Source organism: Rhodococcus sp. NPDC056516 (assembly GCF_042794655.1).
Taxonomy (GTDB): domain Bacteria; phylum Actinomycetota; class Actinomycetes; order Mycobacteriales; family Mycobacteriaceae; genus Rhodococcus_F.
Genome location: NZ_JBHTTG010000002.1, coordinates 95,114 through 112,249, shown reverse-complemented (window position 1 = coordinate 112,249; position 17,136 = coordinate 95,114). Strand labels below are relative to the sequence as shown.

Genomic DNA, 17,136 nt, shown 5'->3' with positions numbered 1-17,136 from the left:
TGGTGACCATGAGTGGGCCATTGCTTCTCCTCGACGGTGCCAGCCTGTGGTTTCGTGCGTTCTACGCGCTGCCCGAGTCATTCGTCGACCCCGACGGCAGACCTGTCAACGCGGTGCGCGGATTCACCGACATGGTTGCTTCCCTGATCACCAAACACCAGCCGAGTCGTCTCGCCGTGTGCCTGGATTTGGACTGGCGACCGCAGTTCCGCGTCGATGCAGTCCCGACGTACAAAGCGCATCGCGTCGAGGAAGGCTCTGACGGTGCGTCCGAAGAAGTTCCGGACACGTTGACGCCTCAGGTCGACATGATCATGGACGTGCTCGCTGCAGCGGGTATCGCGACGGCGGGTGCGGTCGGACTCGAAGCCGACGACGTACTGGGAACGCTTGCCGCCACCGAGCGCGAAGATCTCACCGTCGTCGTCAGTGGTGACCGCGACCTTCTGCAGGTCGTCACCGACGAGTACGTGCCCGTTCGTGTTCTCTACGTCGGCCGCGGTTTGTCCAAGGCGGAACTGTTCGGACCGGTCGAGGTCGCCGAGAAGTACGGGGTACCCGGAGACCGTGCGGGCGAGGCTTACGCCGAACTCGCGGTACTGCGCGGAGACGCCTCCGACGGTCTACCCGGCATCAAGGGTGTCGGTGAGAAGACTGCGTCGACGCTGATGCTGCGCTACGGCTCGTTGGCCGGACTTCGTGCGGCCGCGGCTGACCCCGAATCGGATATGGCCAAGGGAATTCGCGCGAAACTCACCTCACCTGAGGCAATGGCATACCTCGACGCTGCGTTGCCGGTGGTACGAGTAGTTCGCGACGCGGACGTTCAGTTCTCGAAGGACGACCGACTCCCGGCGACCCCCGTCGATCCCGCACGCTTCGAGGAAGTGGCCGCTTCACTGAACATCGAACGCTCGGCCGGCCGGCTTGCCGCCGCGCTGAAGGCTGCGGCGGCAGGCCGTTCCGACCAGTAGAGCGTCAGCTCGGGCGGCTGACCTCGTACGTGCCGTTGTCGTCGACAAACGTCACGGTCACGTTCGACTTCACGCCCGCGATCGAGAGCGTGCAGGTGAACTTGTTGCCTGACTTGACTTCCTGGTCCGCGGGGCACTGAACATTGCTCACGTTCTTTGCCCCGTAGGACTCGGTGACGATCTTCTCGACGCCGGCCTGAGCCGCGCTCTGATCGAGTGTGTTCTTGCCGAATACACCGAACACCAGGGCAACCACGACAGCCGCCAGAACAACGAGAACACCGATCGCACCGAAGATCAGGGGCTTCTTCGACGTACCCGCCTGGTTTCCGGGCGCACCGGGACTCGGGAACGGCTGAGCCTGGTTCCACTGGTTCTGTTGTCCCGGTGCTTGGCCGGGAGTCGCGGCGCCCCACGCCTGCTGAGGCGCGGCAGCAGGAGGCTGACCCCACGCCTGGGTTGCATCCGGTGCCTGCTGTTGCCCGGGCTGACCCCACGGCTGAGCCGGAGGTTGTTGCTGAGGCTGGCCCCAAGGCTGTTGCTGACCAGGCTGCGCCTGGCCTGGTTGCTGGGGCTGGCCGTACGCAGGCTGACCACCCGGCTGCCCAGGCTGACCGTAGGCAGGCTGGCCCCAAGGCTGTTGCTGACCGGGCTGTTGTTGCGGCTGACCCCACGGCTGTTGCTGGCCGGGCTGCTGACCAGGCTGCTGCTGACCGCCCGGCTGCTGGGGATTCTGCCCCCACTGCTGCTCGTTCGGCTGCTGCTGATCACCAGGACCCCATTGCCGATTCGGATCGTTCGGTCCGTAAGGCCCGCTCATGTTCGCCTCCCACTCGAAATACCAGTCTGCGAATCAAACCACATAGTTGTGGTCATGCTGCGTCGACAGCAACTACCCCGCGACGAATCGCAGCTACCGCCCGCGCCGCGGTCTTCGCCACGTCGGCGTCCGTCGATGTCAGGCGGACCTGATCGAGGAGGTCGATCACCTGACGACACCACCGGACAAAATCACCCGCAGACAGCGCGCGGCCTTGCACTCCGGCTGCGATCAGAGCGTCGACCAGCGAATTTTCACTAGCCCAGTGGTAAACGGCAGTGACGAATCCGAGATCGGGTTCGCGCGTCGGCGGCAGCTTGTGGCGAATTTCGTCGGACCGCAATTCGCTCCACAGTCGTTGAGTGTCGTTGAGCGCGTGACGAAGTGCCGCTGTCGGCACCCGATCGACCGTGTCGCCGTCTCGACGTGATTCGTAGACCACCGAGGACACGACTGCCGCCAGTTCGGCCGGGCTGAGACCTGTCCACGCACCGGTCCGCAGGCACTCGGCCACCAGAAGGTCGCTTTCCGAATAGATGCGACTGAGTCGTCGTCCGGATTCGGTGACTTCGGGCGCTGCTTCGGCAGTCATGTACTCACGCTCTTTGAGTAGCGCGATGATTCGGTCGAACGTCCGCGCCAACGAGTTTGTGGTGGCCGCAGCCTTTTCCCTCATCGACTGCGTTTCCCGGGCCAATCGGTTGTAGCGCTCACCGATCCGGCTCAGATGTTCACGATCGGGCCAGCTGTGGCACGGATGCGAGCGAATAGCGCGTCGCAAAGTAGCGACCTCGGCGTCTTCGGACGCACCCGCCTTGTGACGCTTCTTCCGCCGAGGGGCGCTGATTCCGGTGCTACGCAACGCCGAGGCCAGATCGCGCCGAATCCGGGCGGTGTGGTGATCGACATGCTTGGGTAGGCGCATCTTTCCCAAAGCCTCGGCTGCTTCCGGGAAATCGCTCGAGGAGAGTCGGCCGGCCCACTGATCGGCAGTCAGAACCAGCGGACGGGGGTCTTTCGGATCGTTGTCCGGAACGAGGACCACGGCCACTCCGGAATGACGACCGATGGGAATCGCGATCACGTCACCGCGGGTGAGTGCACGGAGGGACTCCACCGCATCTTCGCGGCGATCCTCGCGGCCCTTACGTTCGAGCGCCCGCTCGCGCGCACTGAGCCGCTCACGCAACGACGCGTATTCGAAGTACTCGCCGTCTGCACCACCGAGTTTCTCCTGCAAACCCTTCAGTGCTTCTTCGTTCCGTTCGATGCCACGCACCAGGCCGACCACCGAGCGGTCCGCTTGGAACTGTGCGAAGGAACGCTCGAGCAGCTTGCGTGAATCGGCCGCTCCCATGCGCTCGACGAGGTTGATCGACATGTTGTACGAGGGGCGGAACGAACTGCGGAGCGGGAACGTCCGTGTCGACGCCAAGCCGGCGACATCCGTCGGCTCGACCCCGGGCTGCCACAACACAACAGCGTGTCCTTCGACGTCGATGCCGCGACGGCCGGCCCGACCGGTCAGCTGCGTGTACTCCCCCGGCGTCAGTTCGGCATGCGTCTCGCCGTTGTACTTGACCAGTCTTTCGAGCACCACGGTGCGTGCCGGCATGTTGATACCGAGGGCCAACGTCTCGGTCGCGAAGACCGCTCGCACGAGACCCTTGACGAACAGTTCCTCGACTGTCTGGCGGAATGCCGGCAGCATGCCCGCGTGGTGGGAGGCCAGTCCGCGTCGCAGTGCCTTGCACCAGTCCCGATATCCGAGGACTTCGAGATCTTCTTCGGGTAGTTCCCCGGTGTGCTTCTCGATGATGGTGTCGATCTCGCGAACCTGCTCCGGCGAAGTGAGATCGAGTCTGGACCGCAGGCACTGTGCAAGTGCCGCATCACAACCGGCGCGGCTGAAGATGAAGGTGATCGCCGGGAGCAGTCCGGACTGATCGAGTTGAGCGATGACCTCAGGTCGCGGCAAGGGCCGGAAATCGTTGGAACTCTGGTAGCTGCCACGCCGTCCGCGGCCACGCGGCTGCCAGCTCTCGACGCGTTCGAGCGCCTGACGCTGCTTGACGTGGCGAACCAGATCCTGGTCGACGAGTACAGTCTTCGGCCCAGCGGCGGGATGACTACGACTGTCGAAGAGATCGAAGATCCGTCGACCGACCATGATGTGCTGCCACAGCGGGATCGGCCGCGTCTCGTCCACGACCACGCTGGTGTCGCCGCGGACGGTTTCCATCCAGGCGCCGAACTCTTCGGCGTTGCTCACGGTCGCCGACAAGCTCACCAGGCGAACATCCTCGGACAGATGCAGGATCACTTCCTCCCACACCGCCCCACGGAACCGGTCGGCCAGGTAGTGCACTTCGTCCATGACGACGTGCGAAAGCCCGCGCAGTGCCTCGGAGTTGGCGTAGAGCATGTTCCGCAGGACTTCGGTGGTCATGACGACCACCGGTGCGTCGGAGTTGATGCTCGAATCGCCCGTCAGCAGGCCGACCTCGCTCGCGCCGTAGCGCTCGACGAGCTCTGCGTACTTCTGATTGCTCAATGCCTTGATCGGCGTCGTGTAGAAACACTTGCGGCCGGCCGCGAGAGCCAGATGGACAGCGAACTCACCGACCACGGTCTTGCCTGCGCCGGTTGGTGCGCAGACAAGGACACCGTGGCCCGCTTCGAGCGCAACGCATGCCTTCACCTGGAATGGATCGAGTTCGAACTTCAGGCTGGACGCAAACGTGCTCAGTTCACTCTTGTTCATAACCACCTCGTCAGGGTTTCACACGCCGCCGACGTGGTGGCACGGCGCTCAGAGCGTGTCAGTGAAATCCTGACCTGGTGCGTTGTCGCCGGCGGTGTCGGATTTCTTCGCGGCCGGAGCCTTGGGCTTGGACTTACGTCCGAACAATCCACTCGATTCGGCCTTGGGTTTGGTCGGATTGTCGAAAGCCTCGTTCAGATCGGACGGAGCCGAGATGGAGGAAGCTTCCTCGTCGGAGATTGCGCCCCAGTCTTCACCGGATCGCTTGGCCTTACGTTTGTCGTTGAGGCGAGCGATCTGGACCGCGACCTCGAAGAGAAGCGTCAGGGCCAATGCGAGCGCCAGCATCGAGAACGGATCCGAACCCGGGGTGGCAACTGCGGCAAAAACGAACAGCCCGAAGATCAATCCTCGACGCCAGGCCTTCAAACGCTCGTACGTCAGAATGCCGGCAAAGTTCAGTACGACCACGAGCAACGGAATCTCGAAGCTGACACCGAAGATCAGCAGCAGATTGATGATGAAGCCGAAGTACTCCGAACCACTGAGCGCGGTGATCTGGACGTTGTCGCCGATGGTCAGGAGGAAGTGCAAAGCCTTTGCCACGACGAGGTACGCCAGGATCGCGCCGAGGATGAACAATGCAGCACCGGCGGTGACGAATCCGACCGCGTATCGACGTTCCTTTGCGTAGAGGCCCGGGGTGATGAATGCCCACAGTTGGTACAGCCACACCGGGCAGGCAAGGACGATACCGGCGGTGAGCGCCACTTTGAATCGCAGCATGAACTGCTCGAACGGCCCGGTCGCCAGCAATCGGCACGCGTCGTCGGTGCTGAGGTTGGCGCGACTCTCGGACGGAAGCTCGCAATACGGTCCGCGAAGCAGATCGCCCAGGCTCTCGAGACCGAGTATCGAGTGTGAGTACCAGAAGAAGCCGAACGCCGTGGTGATGATCACGCCGAGGAATGCGAACAACAAACGAGTCCGCAATTCGTACAGGTGGTCGACCAACGACATGGTGCCGTCTGGATTGACCTTCCGCTTGCGGTTACGCGGGTCTAACGGAATACGCACTGTGCATCCTGGTCTTGGTCAGCAGACAACCGGGGTGAACGAATATTTCACCCCGGCTAGAACGCAGTGTGTACTAGAGCGGCTTGACTTCGGTCGGCTGCGCAACAGGTGCTGCTGCACCGTTTGCGACCACCGCGGTGTTGGCCGTCGGCAACTGTGCCGGAGCAGGCTGTGCGACCGGCGCGCTTGCGGGCGCCGCATCGTCGTTCTGCATTTCCTTGACTTCGCTCTTGAAGATGCGGAGGGAACGACCCAAACCGCGTGCTGCATCGGGAAGCTTCTTCGACCCGAACAGAATTACGACGACAACAGCGACAATCAGCCAATGCATCGGCTGCATTGCACCCATAACGACCTCCCATGATCAGATTCCTCGATGCTACCGGACACAACCGGCGCTCGGAGGTGTCAAAGCACTTACTTCAGCTACCTTTTACCTGTTTGTTTCCTGCGAACTCACTGAGGGTGAAGTTTCCCGAAGTTTTACGAACCGATTACGTCGTACGCGTCAAGTGCCGCAACGGCCCGATCGTGGACTTCGGAGACCAATTCCGGCGGATGCAGGACCCGAACACCCTCACCGAACCCGAGGACCAGCCTTGCCATCCATTCGAGAGTTCCGAAACTCATCGTCGCCTCGACCGACCCGTCGTCGTCCACGTGCACGACGTCCATCGGGTAGTAGTCGAGCATCCACACCCATTCTTTGGTGATGAACAACCGTGCTTCCGGAAGGGAACCGTCGCCGCTGAACAACTCGAGATTCGAATCCTCCTCGAGGGCTTGTGGCGGAGGATCGGCAGGTTCGTCGAGTTGGACTGCTGCGTCGATCCGATCGAATCTGAACAACCGCACACCCTCGGCTTGGCGACACCAGGCCTGGAGGTAGCTGTAGTTGTCGACCAACACGATACGAACGGGATCGACGATGCGCTCCGAAACCGCGTCGCGCGAGGCCGAGTAATACGTCAATCGAAGGGCGGTCTTGTCGGCGAGCGCGGCTCTGACCGTCGCGGCGATCGGGTCTTCGGCAATATCCGGAGCCGGCGAAGTACTGCGATCCTGGCCGACGGCTCGCGCCGCGGCCGAGCCTGCTGCGTCCTCGATCTTCGCGATAGCGCGCTGGGCCGAAGACGGATCGACCATGCCCGGCATTTCCACCAATGATCGAAGCGCGATCAGCAATGCAGTCGCTTCCGTTGAGGTCAGGCGCAACGGGCGATCGATTCCGGCCGAGAACGTGACCTCGATGCTTTCCTCGGAGAAAGACAGGTCGATGAGATCGCCCGGACCGTAGCCGGGCAGTCCACAGACCCACAGCTGATTGAGGTCGGTCATCAGTTGAGTGGTGCTGACACCGAGTTCTTCGGCAGCCTCGGCGGGACTGATGCCCGGATTCGCGATGAAGTACGGCACGAGGTTGAGCAGCCGCGCCAACCGAGATGACAGTCGATTGCTCATCAGTTCTCCCCCTGTCCGTCGTTGCCGGTGATCGGGCTCGCCGCGGCGCGTAGCTTCGCGACGACTTCCGCACGCAAATCCGGTGGGTCCAACACCAGTGCATCCACCCCGTGTCCGGCGATCAACCGAGCGGTCCACTCCCAGGATCGGACGGGGATGGACAGCACGCTGCCGTCGCGATCGGTCAACCGCCGATCGGACGACGCCGTCGCAAGCCGGCGAAGCTCGTGTGCGCGACCGTCTGCGACCCACACCGTAGCGGTCCCGGTCACCACGCCCGACCCGGTCACCCGGTCGACGACCTCGCGAAGATCGACACCCTCGGGTTTGTGGACCGATCCGGCGGGCCCGAACTCCCTGACGTCGTCACCGATCCGGGAGAGCCGGAAGGTTCTCACCGCATCACGGTCGACGTCGTGCCCGACCAGGTACCACTTGCCGTTGTGCGTGACGACGCCCCACGGTTCGACGGTGCGTTCGGTGAACGGTTCGTTCAATGCACCACGGTGCTGAAAATGAACTGCTCGGCCGGCGTCGACCGCTGCAAGCAGCTTTCCGAGAGCGGGCTCCGAGCCGCGGGTGCGTGCGGGAATCGCAGTAACCGGTGCGGCACTGACTTCTGCGTCGACCTGCACGCCGGCTGCTCGGAGTTTGAGCAGCGCACTCTGGGCTGCCGAAATAAGTTCCGGAGATTCCCACAACTGCACAGCGACGGCGACGGCAGCAGATTCCTCGCTGGTGAGGTCCACGTCCGGAAGCTCGTAGGCATTGCGATTGATCCGGTACCCCTCGACCGTCGAGAACCGTCCTGCCAGACCGGTTTCCAAAGGGACACCCAGGTCACGAAGTTCGTTCTTGTCGCGCTCGAACATGCGACTGAACGCTTCGTAGTTCGCGGAATCGTTGTACCCGGCCACACTGTCGCGGATTTTCTCCGCCGTGAGGAACTGTCTGGTGGACAGCAATGCGATCACCAGGTTCATCAACCGCTCGATTTTTGATGTCGCCACGCCGAAATCCTAGTGGCTATCCGATAACCGAACGCGCGCCGGACACTTTCGTGCCCGGCGCGTCGCCGCAAAACAGACCTGCCGTCTTGTACATCTCGAAAATGAGGGACCTACATCGAAGCGATCAAACGCTCGACACGCTCGTCGACAGAACGGAAAGGGTCCTTGCAGAGCACAGTTCTTTGCGCCTGATCGTTGAGCTTGAGGTGAACCCAGTCGACCGTGAAGTCCCGGCCGGCGGCCTGGGCTGCAGTGATGAAGTCCCCTCGCAGCTTGGCGCGGGTGGTCTGCGGCGGATTCTCGACGGCCTCGTCGATCGTCTCGTCCTCGGTGACCCGCTTGACCAAGCCTTTGCGTTGCAGCACGTCGAAGACGCCGCGGCCACGTTTGATGTCGTGGTAGGCCAAGTCGAGCTGCGCGATCTTGGGATCGGACAGATCGAAGCCGTGACGGTCCTGGTAGCGCTGGAACAGCTTGCGCTTGATGACCCAGTCGATCTCCGTGTCGACCTTCGCGAAATCCTGAGCTTCGACGGCGTCGAGGGTACGACCCCAGAGATCGACAACCTGCTCGACCTGCGGGTCCGGTTCGCGGTTACGCAGATGCTCGACTGCCTTGGAGTGGTACTCGCGCTGAATATCGAGAGCACTGGCCTGACGTCCACCGGCCAGCCGGACAGGCTTCTTGCCGGTCACGTCGTGGCTGACCTCGCGGATGGCACGAATCGGGTTGTCCAGGGCGAAATCGCGGAACGAAACTCCGGCTTCGATCATTTCGAGCACGAGTGCTGCAGAACCGACCTTGAGCATCGTCGTCGTTTCGGCCATGTTGGAATCGCCGACGATCACGTGGAGACGGCGGTACTTCTCGGCGTCCGCGTGCGGTTCGTCGCGAGTGTTGATGATCGGACGCGAGCGAGTGGTCGCCGACGAGACGCCTTCCCAGATGTGTTCCGCACGCTGCGAGAGGCAGAACGTCGCAGCCTTCGGTGTCTGCAGCACCTTGCCGGCGCCGCAGATCAACTGGCGCGTGACGAGGAACGGCAACAAGACATCCGAAATCCGGGAGAACTCCCCGGCGCGCGCGACGAGGAAGTTCTCGTGGCATCCGTACGAGTTTCCGGCCGAGTCGGTGTTGTTCTTGAAGAGGTAGATGTCGCCACCGATCCCCTCCTCGGCGAGTCTCGCCTCGGCGTCGATCAGCAGTTCTTCGAGCACACGCTCACCAGCTCGGTCGTGATTGACCAACTGGATGAGACTGTCGCACTCGGCCGTCGCATACTCCGGATGCGAACCCACATCCAGGTACAAGCGGGCTCCGTTGCGGAGGAAGACGTTGGAGCTGCGACCCCACGACACGACACGACGGAAGAGGTAACGAGCAACCTCGTCGGGGCTCAGTCGCCTGTGCCCGTGAAAGGTGCAGGTAACGCCGAATTCCGTCTCGATACCCATGATTCGTCTCTGCACACTTCGACAGTACAACCAGAATGCGAGGTTCACCCATGTACTTCGATCGCGTCGTAAGTCACGACTCGACAACGTCGGGCGGCGGCATAGTGTGACGGTGTGAGCCTTATTCGCCGAAAAGTTGTCCGAAGCGACGTCAAAGTCATGGAAAGCACTGGAGCACTGCGCCCTTCCGTGCTCGACCCGACCATGCGGTTTCTCTCCAGAGCGGCCGATCACGGCGTTTTGTGGATGGTCGTCGCCGCCTTGCTCGCGCTGATCGGTGGCCGGCCCAGGAGGGCCGCGGCACGAGGGATGCTCGCACTTGCCGGTTCGAGCGCGCTGGCCAACGGCATCCTCAAGCCCCTGTTTCCCCGGCGGCGCCCACCGGCGCGTGTCTGGCTGAGCCCGAAGCGAGGAGTCGACATTCCGACGTCGTCCTCGTTCCCCTCCGGTCATTCGTCGTCAGCGGCGGCATTCACCGCGGCAGTGGCCATGGAATCCCCGGCGGCAGGCGCGGCCATCGCACCATTGGCCGCAGCGGTCGCGTACTCACGCGTTCACAACGGAGTGCACTGGCCGTCCGACGTATTCGCCGGCCTCGCGGTCGGCGGCGCAATCGCTGCCGGCACACGACGTTGGTGGGCGGTGCGCGACGAAGAGCCCGCCGAACTCGGACCCGAGTGCGTAGTTCCCGCGCTCTCTCGGGGAGAAGGCTTGCTGGTCTTCACCAATCCGGGTTCGGGCTCCGAGGACGACGGGATCGTCGAATCGATTCGAGAATCACTACCGGCAGCGATCATCTACGAATTCGACGCCGACATCGACTTCGACATGCAGATCGACGCCAAGATCCCCGAACTCTCGCCGAAAGCGTTGGGTGTATGCGGGGGCGACGGAACAGTGGTCACGGTCGCGACCGCGGCAACAAAGCACGACCTACCCCTTGCGGTTTTTCCCGGCGGAACGTTGAACCACTTCGCCCGTGATGTTGGTGCGGTGAACGTCGAGGAGACCGCACAGGCAGTCGAGTCGGGACAGGCCGCATTTGTCGACCACGCGGTGGTGCGCACGGATTCCGGTGTGACTGCGCGCTTTCTCAACACCGCGAGCCTGGGTGGATACCCGGACGCCGTGCGGCTGCGGGAGAAGTGGGAACCGCGATTCGGAAAGTGGCCGGCCGCGGGCGCCGCAATGATCCGTGTTCTCGCGGCTGCGGAGCCGATGACTGTCAGCATCGACGGAAAGCGGACAACAATCTGGATGCTGTTCGTCGGAAACGGGCGATACTCCCCCGCTGATCAGGTGCCGATGTCGCGTCCGGAGATGAACCGTGGACTACTCGACGTCCGCTACTTGCGCGCAGACAAGAAGTTCTCGCGCTCACGTCTTCTGTTTGCAGCTGCCACAGGAACATTGGGCAGCTCGCGGGTCTACGTACGCGAACTCGTGTCGTCGATGTCGGTGCGGGTGGCCGATTCACCGGTAGCCATCGCCACCGACGGCGAAGTGGTGGCAGACGCGCGCCGGTTCGATTTCGACACCGAACCGGGCGCGGTGGCCGTCTACAGAATCACGCAGTAACTCCCAGACCTGCAGTAACTACGAGGGTGCGTCGCCGTTAGCCGGCGGCGCATCCTCAGTTGCTGCCGGAGCTGGAAGCATCCCTTCCAAAACCGTTCCAGCGATTCGTTTGAACGCGCGGCGTGGACGGTTGCTGTCGAGGACAGCAACCTCGAGCGCACTCACATCGAGTGTTCGCGGTTCCGCCTCGGTGGTTCCGGCTGGTGCCGGGCCACCCTTTTGAAGCGCCCCTACCGCGATCCGCACCGCGGATTCGAGGTCGAGGTCTCGCTGGTACGACTCACGCATCGCCGTCACGATCGGTTCGGTTGTACCGCCCATGACGACAAATTCCTGCTCGTCCGCGATGGAACCGTCATACGTGATCCGGTAGAGCTGAGCCGGCGTACTGCTTCCGAAGCGGCCGATCTCGGCAACGCAGATCTCGACCTCGTACGGCTTGGGCTGCTCGGTGAAGATCGTTCCCAACGTCTGCGCGTACGCATTGGCGAGGGAACGCCCCGTGACATCCCGACGGTCGTACGAGTACCCGCGCATGTCCGCGTGCACGATGCCCGCGCGGCGCAGATTCTCGAACTCGTTGTACTTGCCCACTGCAGCAAATCCGAGACGGTCGTACAGTTCACTGACCTTGTGCAGCGCCCGCGACGGATTCTCCGCGACAAAGAGAACTCCGTCGCGGTAGGTGAGAACGACGACGCTGCGTCCGCGGGCAATTCCCTTGCGCGCCAATTCCGAACGATCGCGCATGATCTGTTCGGCTGATGCGTAGTACGGCATCGTCATAGCGCAGACTCCCCTTCCGGACTCGCGGTCGCAGTGCGAGCCGCGACGATCTCCCTGGCAATCTCGGCAGCCCGCGTTGTCGACAACTCCACCGCACCGGCGGAGGTGATGGTGACCGCTGTCGGATAGATCCCGCGTGTCAGATCGGGACCACCGGTAGCCGAATCGTCATCTGCTGCGTCGTACAGCGCTTCGACTGCGAATCGAAGTGCAGTGTCCTCGTCGATTCCCGGGGAATACAGCTTCTTGAGCGCCGATTTCGCGAACAGAGAACCCGACCCGACTGCGTGATATCCAGCGCGCTCCTCGTATCGCCCACCGACGACGTCGTAGGAGACGATCCGGCCGGCCGTTGACGGATCGACCGCGTCCAGGTCGTAACCCACGAGCAGCGGCACGACCGCCAGTCCCTGCATCGCTGCTCCGAGATTTCCGCGAACCATCGACGAAAGTCGATTGGCCTTACCGTCGAACGTGAGTGGAACGCCTTCGATCTTCTCGTAATGTTCGAGTTCGACTGCGAAGAGCCGAACCAGTTCGATTGCGATCCCGGCCGTTCCGGCGATACCCGCAGCCGAGTAATCGTCGGTGACGTACACCTTCTGCACGTCACGGCTGGCGATGAGGTTGCCCATCGTCGCTCGGCGATCACCGGCGAGCAGAACACCACCCGCATAGCTGATCGCGACGATGGTGGTGCCGTGCGGAGCTATGTCTCCCCCGCCCATGACAACACCTCCTGTGTCGGCGAAGCGGTTCTGCGGAAGATGCTCCGGTGCATGCACACGAAGGTATTCCGAGAATGACGACAGATTCGAGCCGAAGCTCAACCGTGTGTCCCCGTCGGTGATCCGGGGCGCGCGATCCACCGTCACTGGCCGCCCTTCTGGACATAGGCGCGGACGAAGTCCTCGGCGTTCTCTTCCAACACGTCGTCGATCTCGTCGAGCAGGTCGTCGGTTTCTGCAGCCAGCTTCTCGCGACGTTCCTGGCCTGCGCTGCCGTCGCCACCAGTGGTTTCGTCGTCTTCGCCGCCACCGGCACGCTGCGTCTGTTCTTGAGCCATCGCCGTCGACCTCCTTGTGTGAAGGGAGCTCTCGCGAGCATCCTGTTCGGCCCAGCAGAGTCGGTAACTGATCCCGCTCGGACCTTCACCCTACCGAGCGGCACCGTCAGGTGTGGAGAGACGCGACGGCGAGCCGCATCGGCTGATTTCAGTGAGTGAGCTGATCAACCAATTCCGCGGCGCTGTCGACGGAGTCGAGCAACGCTCCGACGTGCGCTTTGGTGCCGCGAAGCGGCTCGAGGGTGGGGATTCGGATCAACGACTCGCCCCCGAGATCGAAGATGACCGAATCCCAGCTCGCGGCCGCGATATCGGCACCGAATCGACGTAGGCACTCGCCGCGAAAGTATGCGCGAGTGTCGGTGGGAGGGTTCATGACCGCGTCGAGAACCTGTTGTTCGGTGACAAGCCGCTCCATGGAGCCACGAGCAACCAGGCGGTTGTACAGCCCCTTGTCGAGCCGCACGTCGGAGTACTGCAGATCCACCAGATGCAACCGCGGCGCCGACCACGCGAGTCCCTCACGATTGCGGAAACCTTCGAGCAGACGCAGTTTGGCCGGCCAGTCCAGGATGTTCGCGCACTCCATGGGATCGCGCTCGAGTAGGTCGAGAACCATCGCCCACTTGGCGACGATGTCGTCCGCTCGCGGATCACGATCGGTCTCACGGTCCAGGAACTTCGAGACACGTTCGAGGTAAATACGTTGCAGCGCAAGTCCTGTCAGTTCACGTCCGTCTGCCAGCGCCACGGTCTTGCGCAGAGTCGGGTCGTGGCTGATGTGGTGGACGGCGGTGACCGGACGTGCCAGCTGCAGATCGGTGAGGTCGACACCAGCCTCGATCAGGTCGAGTACCAGCGCCGTTGTTCCCACCTTGAGGTACGTCGACATCTCCGCGAGGTTCGCGTCGCCGATGATGACGTGCAGCCGGCGGTACTTGTCCGCATCCGCATGCGGTTCGTCGCGGGTGTTGATGATTCCGCGCTTGAGCGTGGTCTCGAGGCCTACTTCGACCTCGATGTAGTCCGATCGCTGCGAAAGCTGGAATCCGGCCTCGTCGCCGGACTGACCGAGACCCACACGACCTGAACCACAGATCACCTGCCGGGACGCGAAGAACGGCGTCAAGCCGGTCACGATCGAGGCGAACGGGGTATCGCGCGAGCACAGGTAATTCTCGTGCGTGCCGTACGACGCCCCCTTGCCGTCGACGTTGTTCTTGTACAGCTGCAGCCGTGGTGCACCGGGCACGCTGGATGCGTGCCGCGCAGCAGCTTCCATCACGCGTTCGCCGGCTTTGTCCCAGATCACGGCGTCGAGCGGGTCGGCGACTTCGGGGGCCGAATATTCCGGATGGGCGTGGTCGACGTACAACCGTGCCCCGTTGGTGAGAATCATGTTCGCGGCGCCGATCTCGTCCGCGTCGATCACCGGTGCAGGGCCGCTCATGCGCCCCAGGTCGAAGCCTCGGGCGTCACGGAGCGGAGATTCGACCTCGTAATCCCAGCGTGTGCGCTTGGCCCGTGGCACGCCCGCTGCGGCGGCGTAGGCAAGCACCGCCTGGGTTGAAGTGAGAATCGGATTCGCCGACGGCTCACTGGGTGAAGATATTCCGTATTCGACCTCGACACCGATGATCCGCTGCATGACACAAGAGCCTATGTGATTGCGGCGCGGTGCCTACAGCCGTGGCACAGTTGGAGGAATGCACCAACCTCTCACCGCAGACCTCAATCCCGCGGACGAGGTAGTCGCCGTGTACGACCGGACGGGTAATCCGATCGGCCGAGCAACACGTTCCGTCGTCTACTCGGGTGGGCTCTGGCACGCGAGCGCAGGCGTCCTTGTTCGCACCATGGACGGCTCTCGTATCTACGTCCATCGCCGAACCGACACGAAGGCAGTATTCGGGGGCTATCACGACTGTCTTGCCGGAGGCGTCGTCGATCCAGATGAGACGCCGCAGGAAACTGCGATTCGTGAAGTCGGTGAAGAACTCGGAATCTTCGGAACGGCAGATCAGCCACTCCAACTGACGGAGATCGCTCGAAAATCCTGGGACGGCGAGTGGAACAATTCTCCGTTGCGCTGTCACCTGTTTGCGTTCGAACTCAGGTACGACGGTCCGATGGCTCATCAGCCCAGCGAGATCGCCGAAGGTTGGTGGTGGACGCCGAAAGAACTCGGCGTCCACCTGCAAGACCCGTCGTGGCCGTTCGTTCCGGACTCACGCGCTCTGCTGGCCGACTATTGCTGGAGCTGAACACCACCGGGACGGTGATCAGCCCGGGGTGATCGCCGAGAGCCACGCCGCAAACGCGCTGGGGTTGCGGGTCTGTGCGAGAACGCGTCCGGGGCCGGTGAAGTCGAAGACAAATCCTTCGCCGGACTTCATCGATTGAATGGTGCGTCCCTGAACGGCGCGCCGCATATTGAAGTTCATCCCGAGGTCGTAGGCGACCACGTGACCGGTGTCGATCGTGATCGTCTCGCCCGGCTGCAAGTCGATGACGTCGATCGCGCCGTACACGGCCAGTACTACCTCACCGTCGCCACTTGCCCGCAGGCCGAATCCGCCCTCACCGCCGAAGAGGTTGGACATCCCTCCCCATTTGGACTCGATCGTGACGCCGTAGGAGTTGGCCAACCAGGTTCCACGGTTGAGGAAGAACGGACGATCGGACGTGATGGTCAGCGGGATCAGATCACCGGGAAGAACACCCGTCACATCGACCCAACCGCCTTGCGGCGGAGCGGTATACGTCGTGACGAAAAACGATTCTCCACTGAGCATCGACCGCTTGAGGCCTTGCAGGACGCCGCCCTGCGCCTTCGCTTCGAGAACCACGCCGGCAGAATGCGCGAGCATTGCCCCGCTCTCCACGCGCAGCGGTTCGCCGGGCGCGAGGTAGCAGCGAGCGACTGTGGACGACGGATTGTGTCGAAGATGTATCTGCACGGCGGGACTCTAAACCAGCGCGACCGACCGGTCCAATCGGCCATGTCACCTCACACACCCTGAGGCACCGCTGGTCAGTCAACACGCGAAGTACAAGGCTCCAGGTCAACCGCCCGCGTGCGCGTTGGCCCGCCGCGCCGCCTCGATCAAGGCTCGCGCAGCACGCTCCGCTCGTTTCGTGTCATCACGACCAATAGCCAGATGGGTGTATCCCGCGCGAGTTTTCAGTCCGAGCAGAATCTTGAGATTCTTCGCCGACACCTTGTCGACGGACCCGAGCAGCGTTATGGCCTCGTTGTGGTTATCACTTTGCGAGAACTCCCCAAGCCCCGCACAGCAAATGACGTCGGATGCGGCGATGCCGGCATGAACCCAGAGCGTGACAATTGCATCATCGATGTCATCAGCACCGTCGAGGGCAATATCGGCAGCTTGGATGAACTGTTCGGCTTTGTTCATGCGCCCGTCACGAAGAACCTTGTTACACAACCTCGTTCGAGCCATTACGCATCCCCTTGCCTCAGCAACCGCACAAACGCCGTTCTCGAACCGACGATGGTGAGCCCCTCCCGGACGACGTCCATCAGGACCGGCTCAGCTGCTCCAACTCGAATGATTTCCTGTTCGGTGAACTGGAGATCACGAGCGTCATTGCCGGTCCAGCTGGTCACGTCGGCCGTCAACGACGCGACCTGAGAATCCCAGAGATCGCCGTCGACCAGATTCGGCCGCACGAGGAAGATGTCAATGTCACTGTCCGACGTCATCGATCCCCGTGCTGCCGAACCGAACAGAGCCGAATAGACGGGTGGGGTCTCCCAACCTGTCATGGTCGATTCCAGTCGCTCCAAGAAGACCGTGAACATACGGGCAAGGCCGATTACGTGGTTGTACGCCAGGTGCTCACGATTGAGTCGATATGCGTAGGCGTTTCCAACCTTCGACGAGAGGACGGTCCCCTGCACGTCCAATCGGCGCAATACCTTTCGAATTCCCTCTTCGGAATGCCGGTTGAGAACACGGTGCAGTTGCCCGGGCGTGAAAGCGATTTCCTCGGCAGATGACATCGCAGTGAGGACGTCACCGTCGACGGTCGGCGTGATGGACTGGAATGGGCGATTCAAATTCATGACCCGGCACTCGCCTCCGTTCAACCCGAACTCCATTGGGCATCCCCCACTATAGT

General features: G+C 62.5%; 17 protein-coding genes. 3 read left to right on the top strand and 14 right to left on the bottom strand.

Features of this window, described 5'->3' with window-relative positions:
- Positions 1-8 precede the first annotated feature (8 nt).
- Positions 9-974 (top strand): 5'-3' exonuclease H3TH domain-containing protein, encoded by a 966-nt coding sequence (locus ACFQ6Y_RS05680; protein WP_378630037.1) that lies wholly within the window; start codon positions 9-11, stop codon positions 972-974.
- Between the two features lie 4 nt (positions 975-978).
- On the opposite strand, the gene ACFQ6Y_RS05675 is transcribed toward ACFQ6Y_RS05680, so the two are convergent.
- The 7 genes from ACFQ6Y_RS05675 to pafA all read right to left on the bottom strand — a co-directional run bounded on the left by ACFQ6Y_RS05675 (position 979) and on the right by pafA (position 9,575).
- Complete coding sequence (locus ACFQ6Y_RS05675; RefSeq protein ID WP_378630035.1) at positions 979-1,794, bottom strand: DUF4333 domain-containing protein; 816 nt, start codon at positions 1,792-1,794, stop codon at positions 979-981.
- 52 nt (positions 1,795-1,846) lie between these two features.
- The gene (locus tag ACFQ6Y_RS05670; protein WP_378630032.1) at positions 1,847-4,558 is read right to left on the bottom strand and encodes a DEAD/DEAH box helicase; all 2,712 of its coding nucleotides are present in this window, start codon (positions 4,556-4,558) and stop codon (positions 1,847-1,849) included.
- Between the two features lie 48 nt (positions 4,559-4,606).
- Positions 4,607-5,635, bottom strand: a complete 1,029-nt coding sequence (gene tatC, locus ACFQ6Y_RS05665; protein WP_378532946.1) for a twin-arginine translocase subunit TatC — start codon at positions 5,633-5,635, stop codon at positions 4,607-4,609.
- A 73-nt stretch (positions 5,636-5,708) separates the two neighbouring features.
- Entirely contained in the window at positions 5,709-5,984 is a 276-nt protein-coding gene (tatA, locus tag ACFQ6Y_RS05660) for a Sec-independent protein translocase subunit TatA (protein ID WP_003944836.1), read from the bottom strand.
- Between the two features lie 134 nt (positions 5,985-6,118).
- A complete protein-coding gene (locus ACFQ6Y_RS05655) occupies positions 6,119-7,096 on the bottom strand; it encodes a helix-turn-helix transcriptional regulator (RefSeq protein ID WP_378630029.1) in 978 nt (325 codons plus the stop codon).
- Complete coding sequence (locus tag ACFQ6Y_RS05650; protein WP_378544066.1) at positions 7,096-8,106, bottom strand: helix-turn-helix transcriptional regulator; 1,011 nt, start codon at positions 8,104-8,106, stop codon at positions 7,096-7,098. Before ACFQ6Y_RS05650 ends, ACFQ6Y_RS05655 begins: the two co-directional genes overlap by 1 nt.
- Positions 8,107-8,216: 110 nt before the next feature.
- Positions 8,217-9,575, bottom strand: coding sequence for a Pup--protein ligase (pafA, locus tag ACFQ6Y_RS05645; protein ID WP_230815667.1), 1,359 nt, complete (start codon positions 9,573-9,575; stop codon positions 8,217-8,219).
- Positions 9,576-9,719: 144 nt separating this feature from the next.
- Between pafA and ACFQ6Y_RS05640 the strand changes: the two genes are divergently transcribed.
- Positions 9,720-11,138 (top strand): phosphatase PAP2 family protein, encoded by a 1,419-nt coding sequence (locus ACFQ6Y_RS05640; protein WP_378630025.1) that lies wholly within the window; start codon positions 9,720-9,722, stop codon positions 11,136-11,138.
- Positions 11,139-11,156: 18 nt separating this feature from the next.
- Here the strand turns inward: ACFQ6Y_RS05640 and prcA are convergent, their stop codons facing one another.
- From prcA to dop, 4 genes are all read right to left on the bottom strand, one after another.
- Positions 11,157-11,924: a proteasome subunit alpha gene (gene prcA / locus ACFQ6Y_RS05635; protein ID WP_378630020.1), complete on the bottom strand. Its 768-nt coding sequence runs from the start codon at positions 11,922-11,924 to the stop codon at positions 11,157-11,159.
- A complete protein-coding gene (gene prcB / locus ACFQ6Y_RS05630) occupies positions 11,921-12,799 on the bottom strand; it encodes a proteasome subunit beta (RefSeq protein ID WP_378544057.1) in 879 nt (292 codons plus the stop codon). Before prcB ends, prcA begins: the two co-directional genes overlap by 4 nt.
- On the bottom strand, positions 12,796-12,990 hold the full coding sequence (locus ACFQ6Y_RS05625) for a ubiquitin-like protein Pup (protein WP_003944925.1): 195 nt from the start codon (positions 12,988-12,990) through the stop codon (positions 12,796-12,798). The genes prcB and ACFQ6Y_RS05625 overlap by 4 nt, the downstream gene beginning before the upstream one ends.
- 148 nt (positions 12,991-13,138) lie before the next feature.
- A complete protein-coding gene (gene dop, locus ACFQ6Y_RS05620; protein ID WP_283304750.1) occupies positions 13,139-14,638 on the bottom strand; it encodes a depupylase/deamidase Dop in 1,500 nt (499 codons plus the stop codon).
- Between the two features lie 58 nt (positions 14,639-14,696).
- Between dop and ACFQ6Y_RS05615 the strand changes: the two genes are divergently transcribed.
- Positions 14,697-15,254 (top strand): NUDIX domain-containing protein, encoded by a 558-nt coding sequence (locus ACFQ6Y_RS05615; RefSeq protein WP_378630018.1) that lies wholly within the window; start codon positions 14,697-14,699, stop codon positions 15,252-15,254.
- 18 nt (positions 15,255-15,272) lie between these two features.
- Here the strand turns inward: ACFQ6Y_RS05615 and ACFQ6Y_RS05610 are convergent, their stop codons facing one another.
- From ACFQ6Y_RS05610 to ACFQ6Y_RS05600, 3 genes are all read right to left on the bottom strand, one after another.
- On the bottom strand, positions 15,273-15,950 hold the full coding sequence (locus tag ACFQ6Y_RS05610) for a TIGR00266 family protein (RefSeq protein WP_378630016.1): 678 nt from the start codon (positions 15,948-15,950) through the stop codon (positions 15,273-15,275).
- Positions 15,951-16,055: 105 nt separating this feature from the next.
- Positions 16,056-16,409: a hypothetical protein gene (locus ACFQ6Y_RS05605; protein ID WP_378630014.1), complete on the bottom strand. Its 354-nt coding sequence runs from the start codon at positions 16,407-16,409 to the stop codon at positions 16,056-16,058.
- 44 nt (positions 16,410-16,453) lie between these two features.
- Positions 16,454-17,080 carry a nucleotidyltransferase domain-containing protein gene (locus tag ACFQ6Y_RS05600; RefSeq protein ID WP_378630012.1) on the bottom strand — a complete coding sequence of 209 codons (627 nt, stop codon included), beginning with the start codon at positions 17,078-17,080 and terminating at the stop codon, positions 16,454-16,456.
- Between the last annotated feature and the right edge of the window lie 56 nt (positions 17,081-17,136).

What these genes read in the sequence shown, in the direction of transcription:
- ACFQ6Y_RS05615 (WP_378630018.1), top strand. Translation starts at nt 14,697, where the DNA reads ATGCACCAACCTCTCACCGCAGACCTCAATCCCGCGGACGAGGTAGTC.
- ACFQ6Y_RS05675 (WP_378630035.1), bottom strand. Translation starts at nt 1,794, where the DNA reads ATGAGCGGGCCTTACGGACCGAACGATCCGAATCGGCAATGGGGTCCT.
- prcA (WP_378630020.1), bottom strand. Translation starts at nt 11,924, where the DNA reads ATGACGATGCCGTACTACGCATCAGCCGAACAGATCATGCGCGATCGT.
- ACFQ6Y_RS05625 (WP_003944925.1), bottom strand. Translation starts at nt 12,990, where the DNA reads ATGGCTCAAGAACAGACGCAGCGTGCCGGTGGCGGCGAAGACGACGAA.
- ACFQ6Y_RS05655 (WP_378630029.1), bottom strand. Translation starts at nt 7,096, where the DNA reads ATGAGCAATCGACTGTCATCTCGGTTGGCGCGGCTGCTCAACCTCGTG.
- ACFQ6Y_RS05680 (WP_378630037.1), top strand. Translation starts at nt 9, where the DNA reads ATGAGTGGGCCATTGCTTCTCCTCGACGGTGCCAGCCTGTGGTTTCGT.
- ACFQ6Y_RS05670 (WP_378630032.1), bottom strand. Translation starts at nt 4,558, where the DNA reads ATGAACAAGAGTGAACTGAGCACGTTTGCGTCCAGCCTGAAGTTCGAA.
- tatA (WP_003944836.1), bottom strand. Translation starts at nt 5,984, where the DNA reads ATGGGTGCAATGCAGCCGATGCATTGGCTGATTGTCGCTGTTGTCGTC.
- dop (WP_283304750.1), bottom strand. Translation starts at nt 14,638, where the DNA reads ATGCAGCGGATCATCGGTGTCGAGGTCGAATACGGAATATCTTCACCC.
- ACFQ6Y_RS05640 (WP_378630025.1), top strand. Translation starts at nt 9,720, where the DNA reads ATGGAAAGCACTGGAGCACTGCGCCCTTCCGTGCTCGACCCGACCATG.
- ACFQ6Y_RS05605 (WP_378630014.1), bottom strand. Translation starts at nt 16,409, where the DNA reads ATGAACAAAGCCGAACAGTTCATCCAAGCTGCCGATATTGCCCTCGAC.
- ACFQ6Y_RS05600 (WP_378630012.1), bottom strand. Translation starts at nt 17,080, where the DNA reads ATGAATTTGAATCGCCCATTCCAGTCCATCACGCCGACCGTCGACGGT.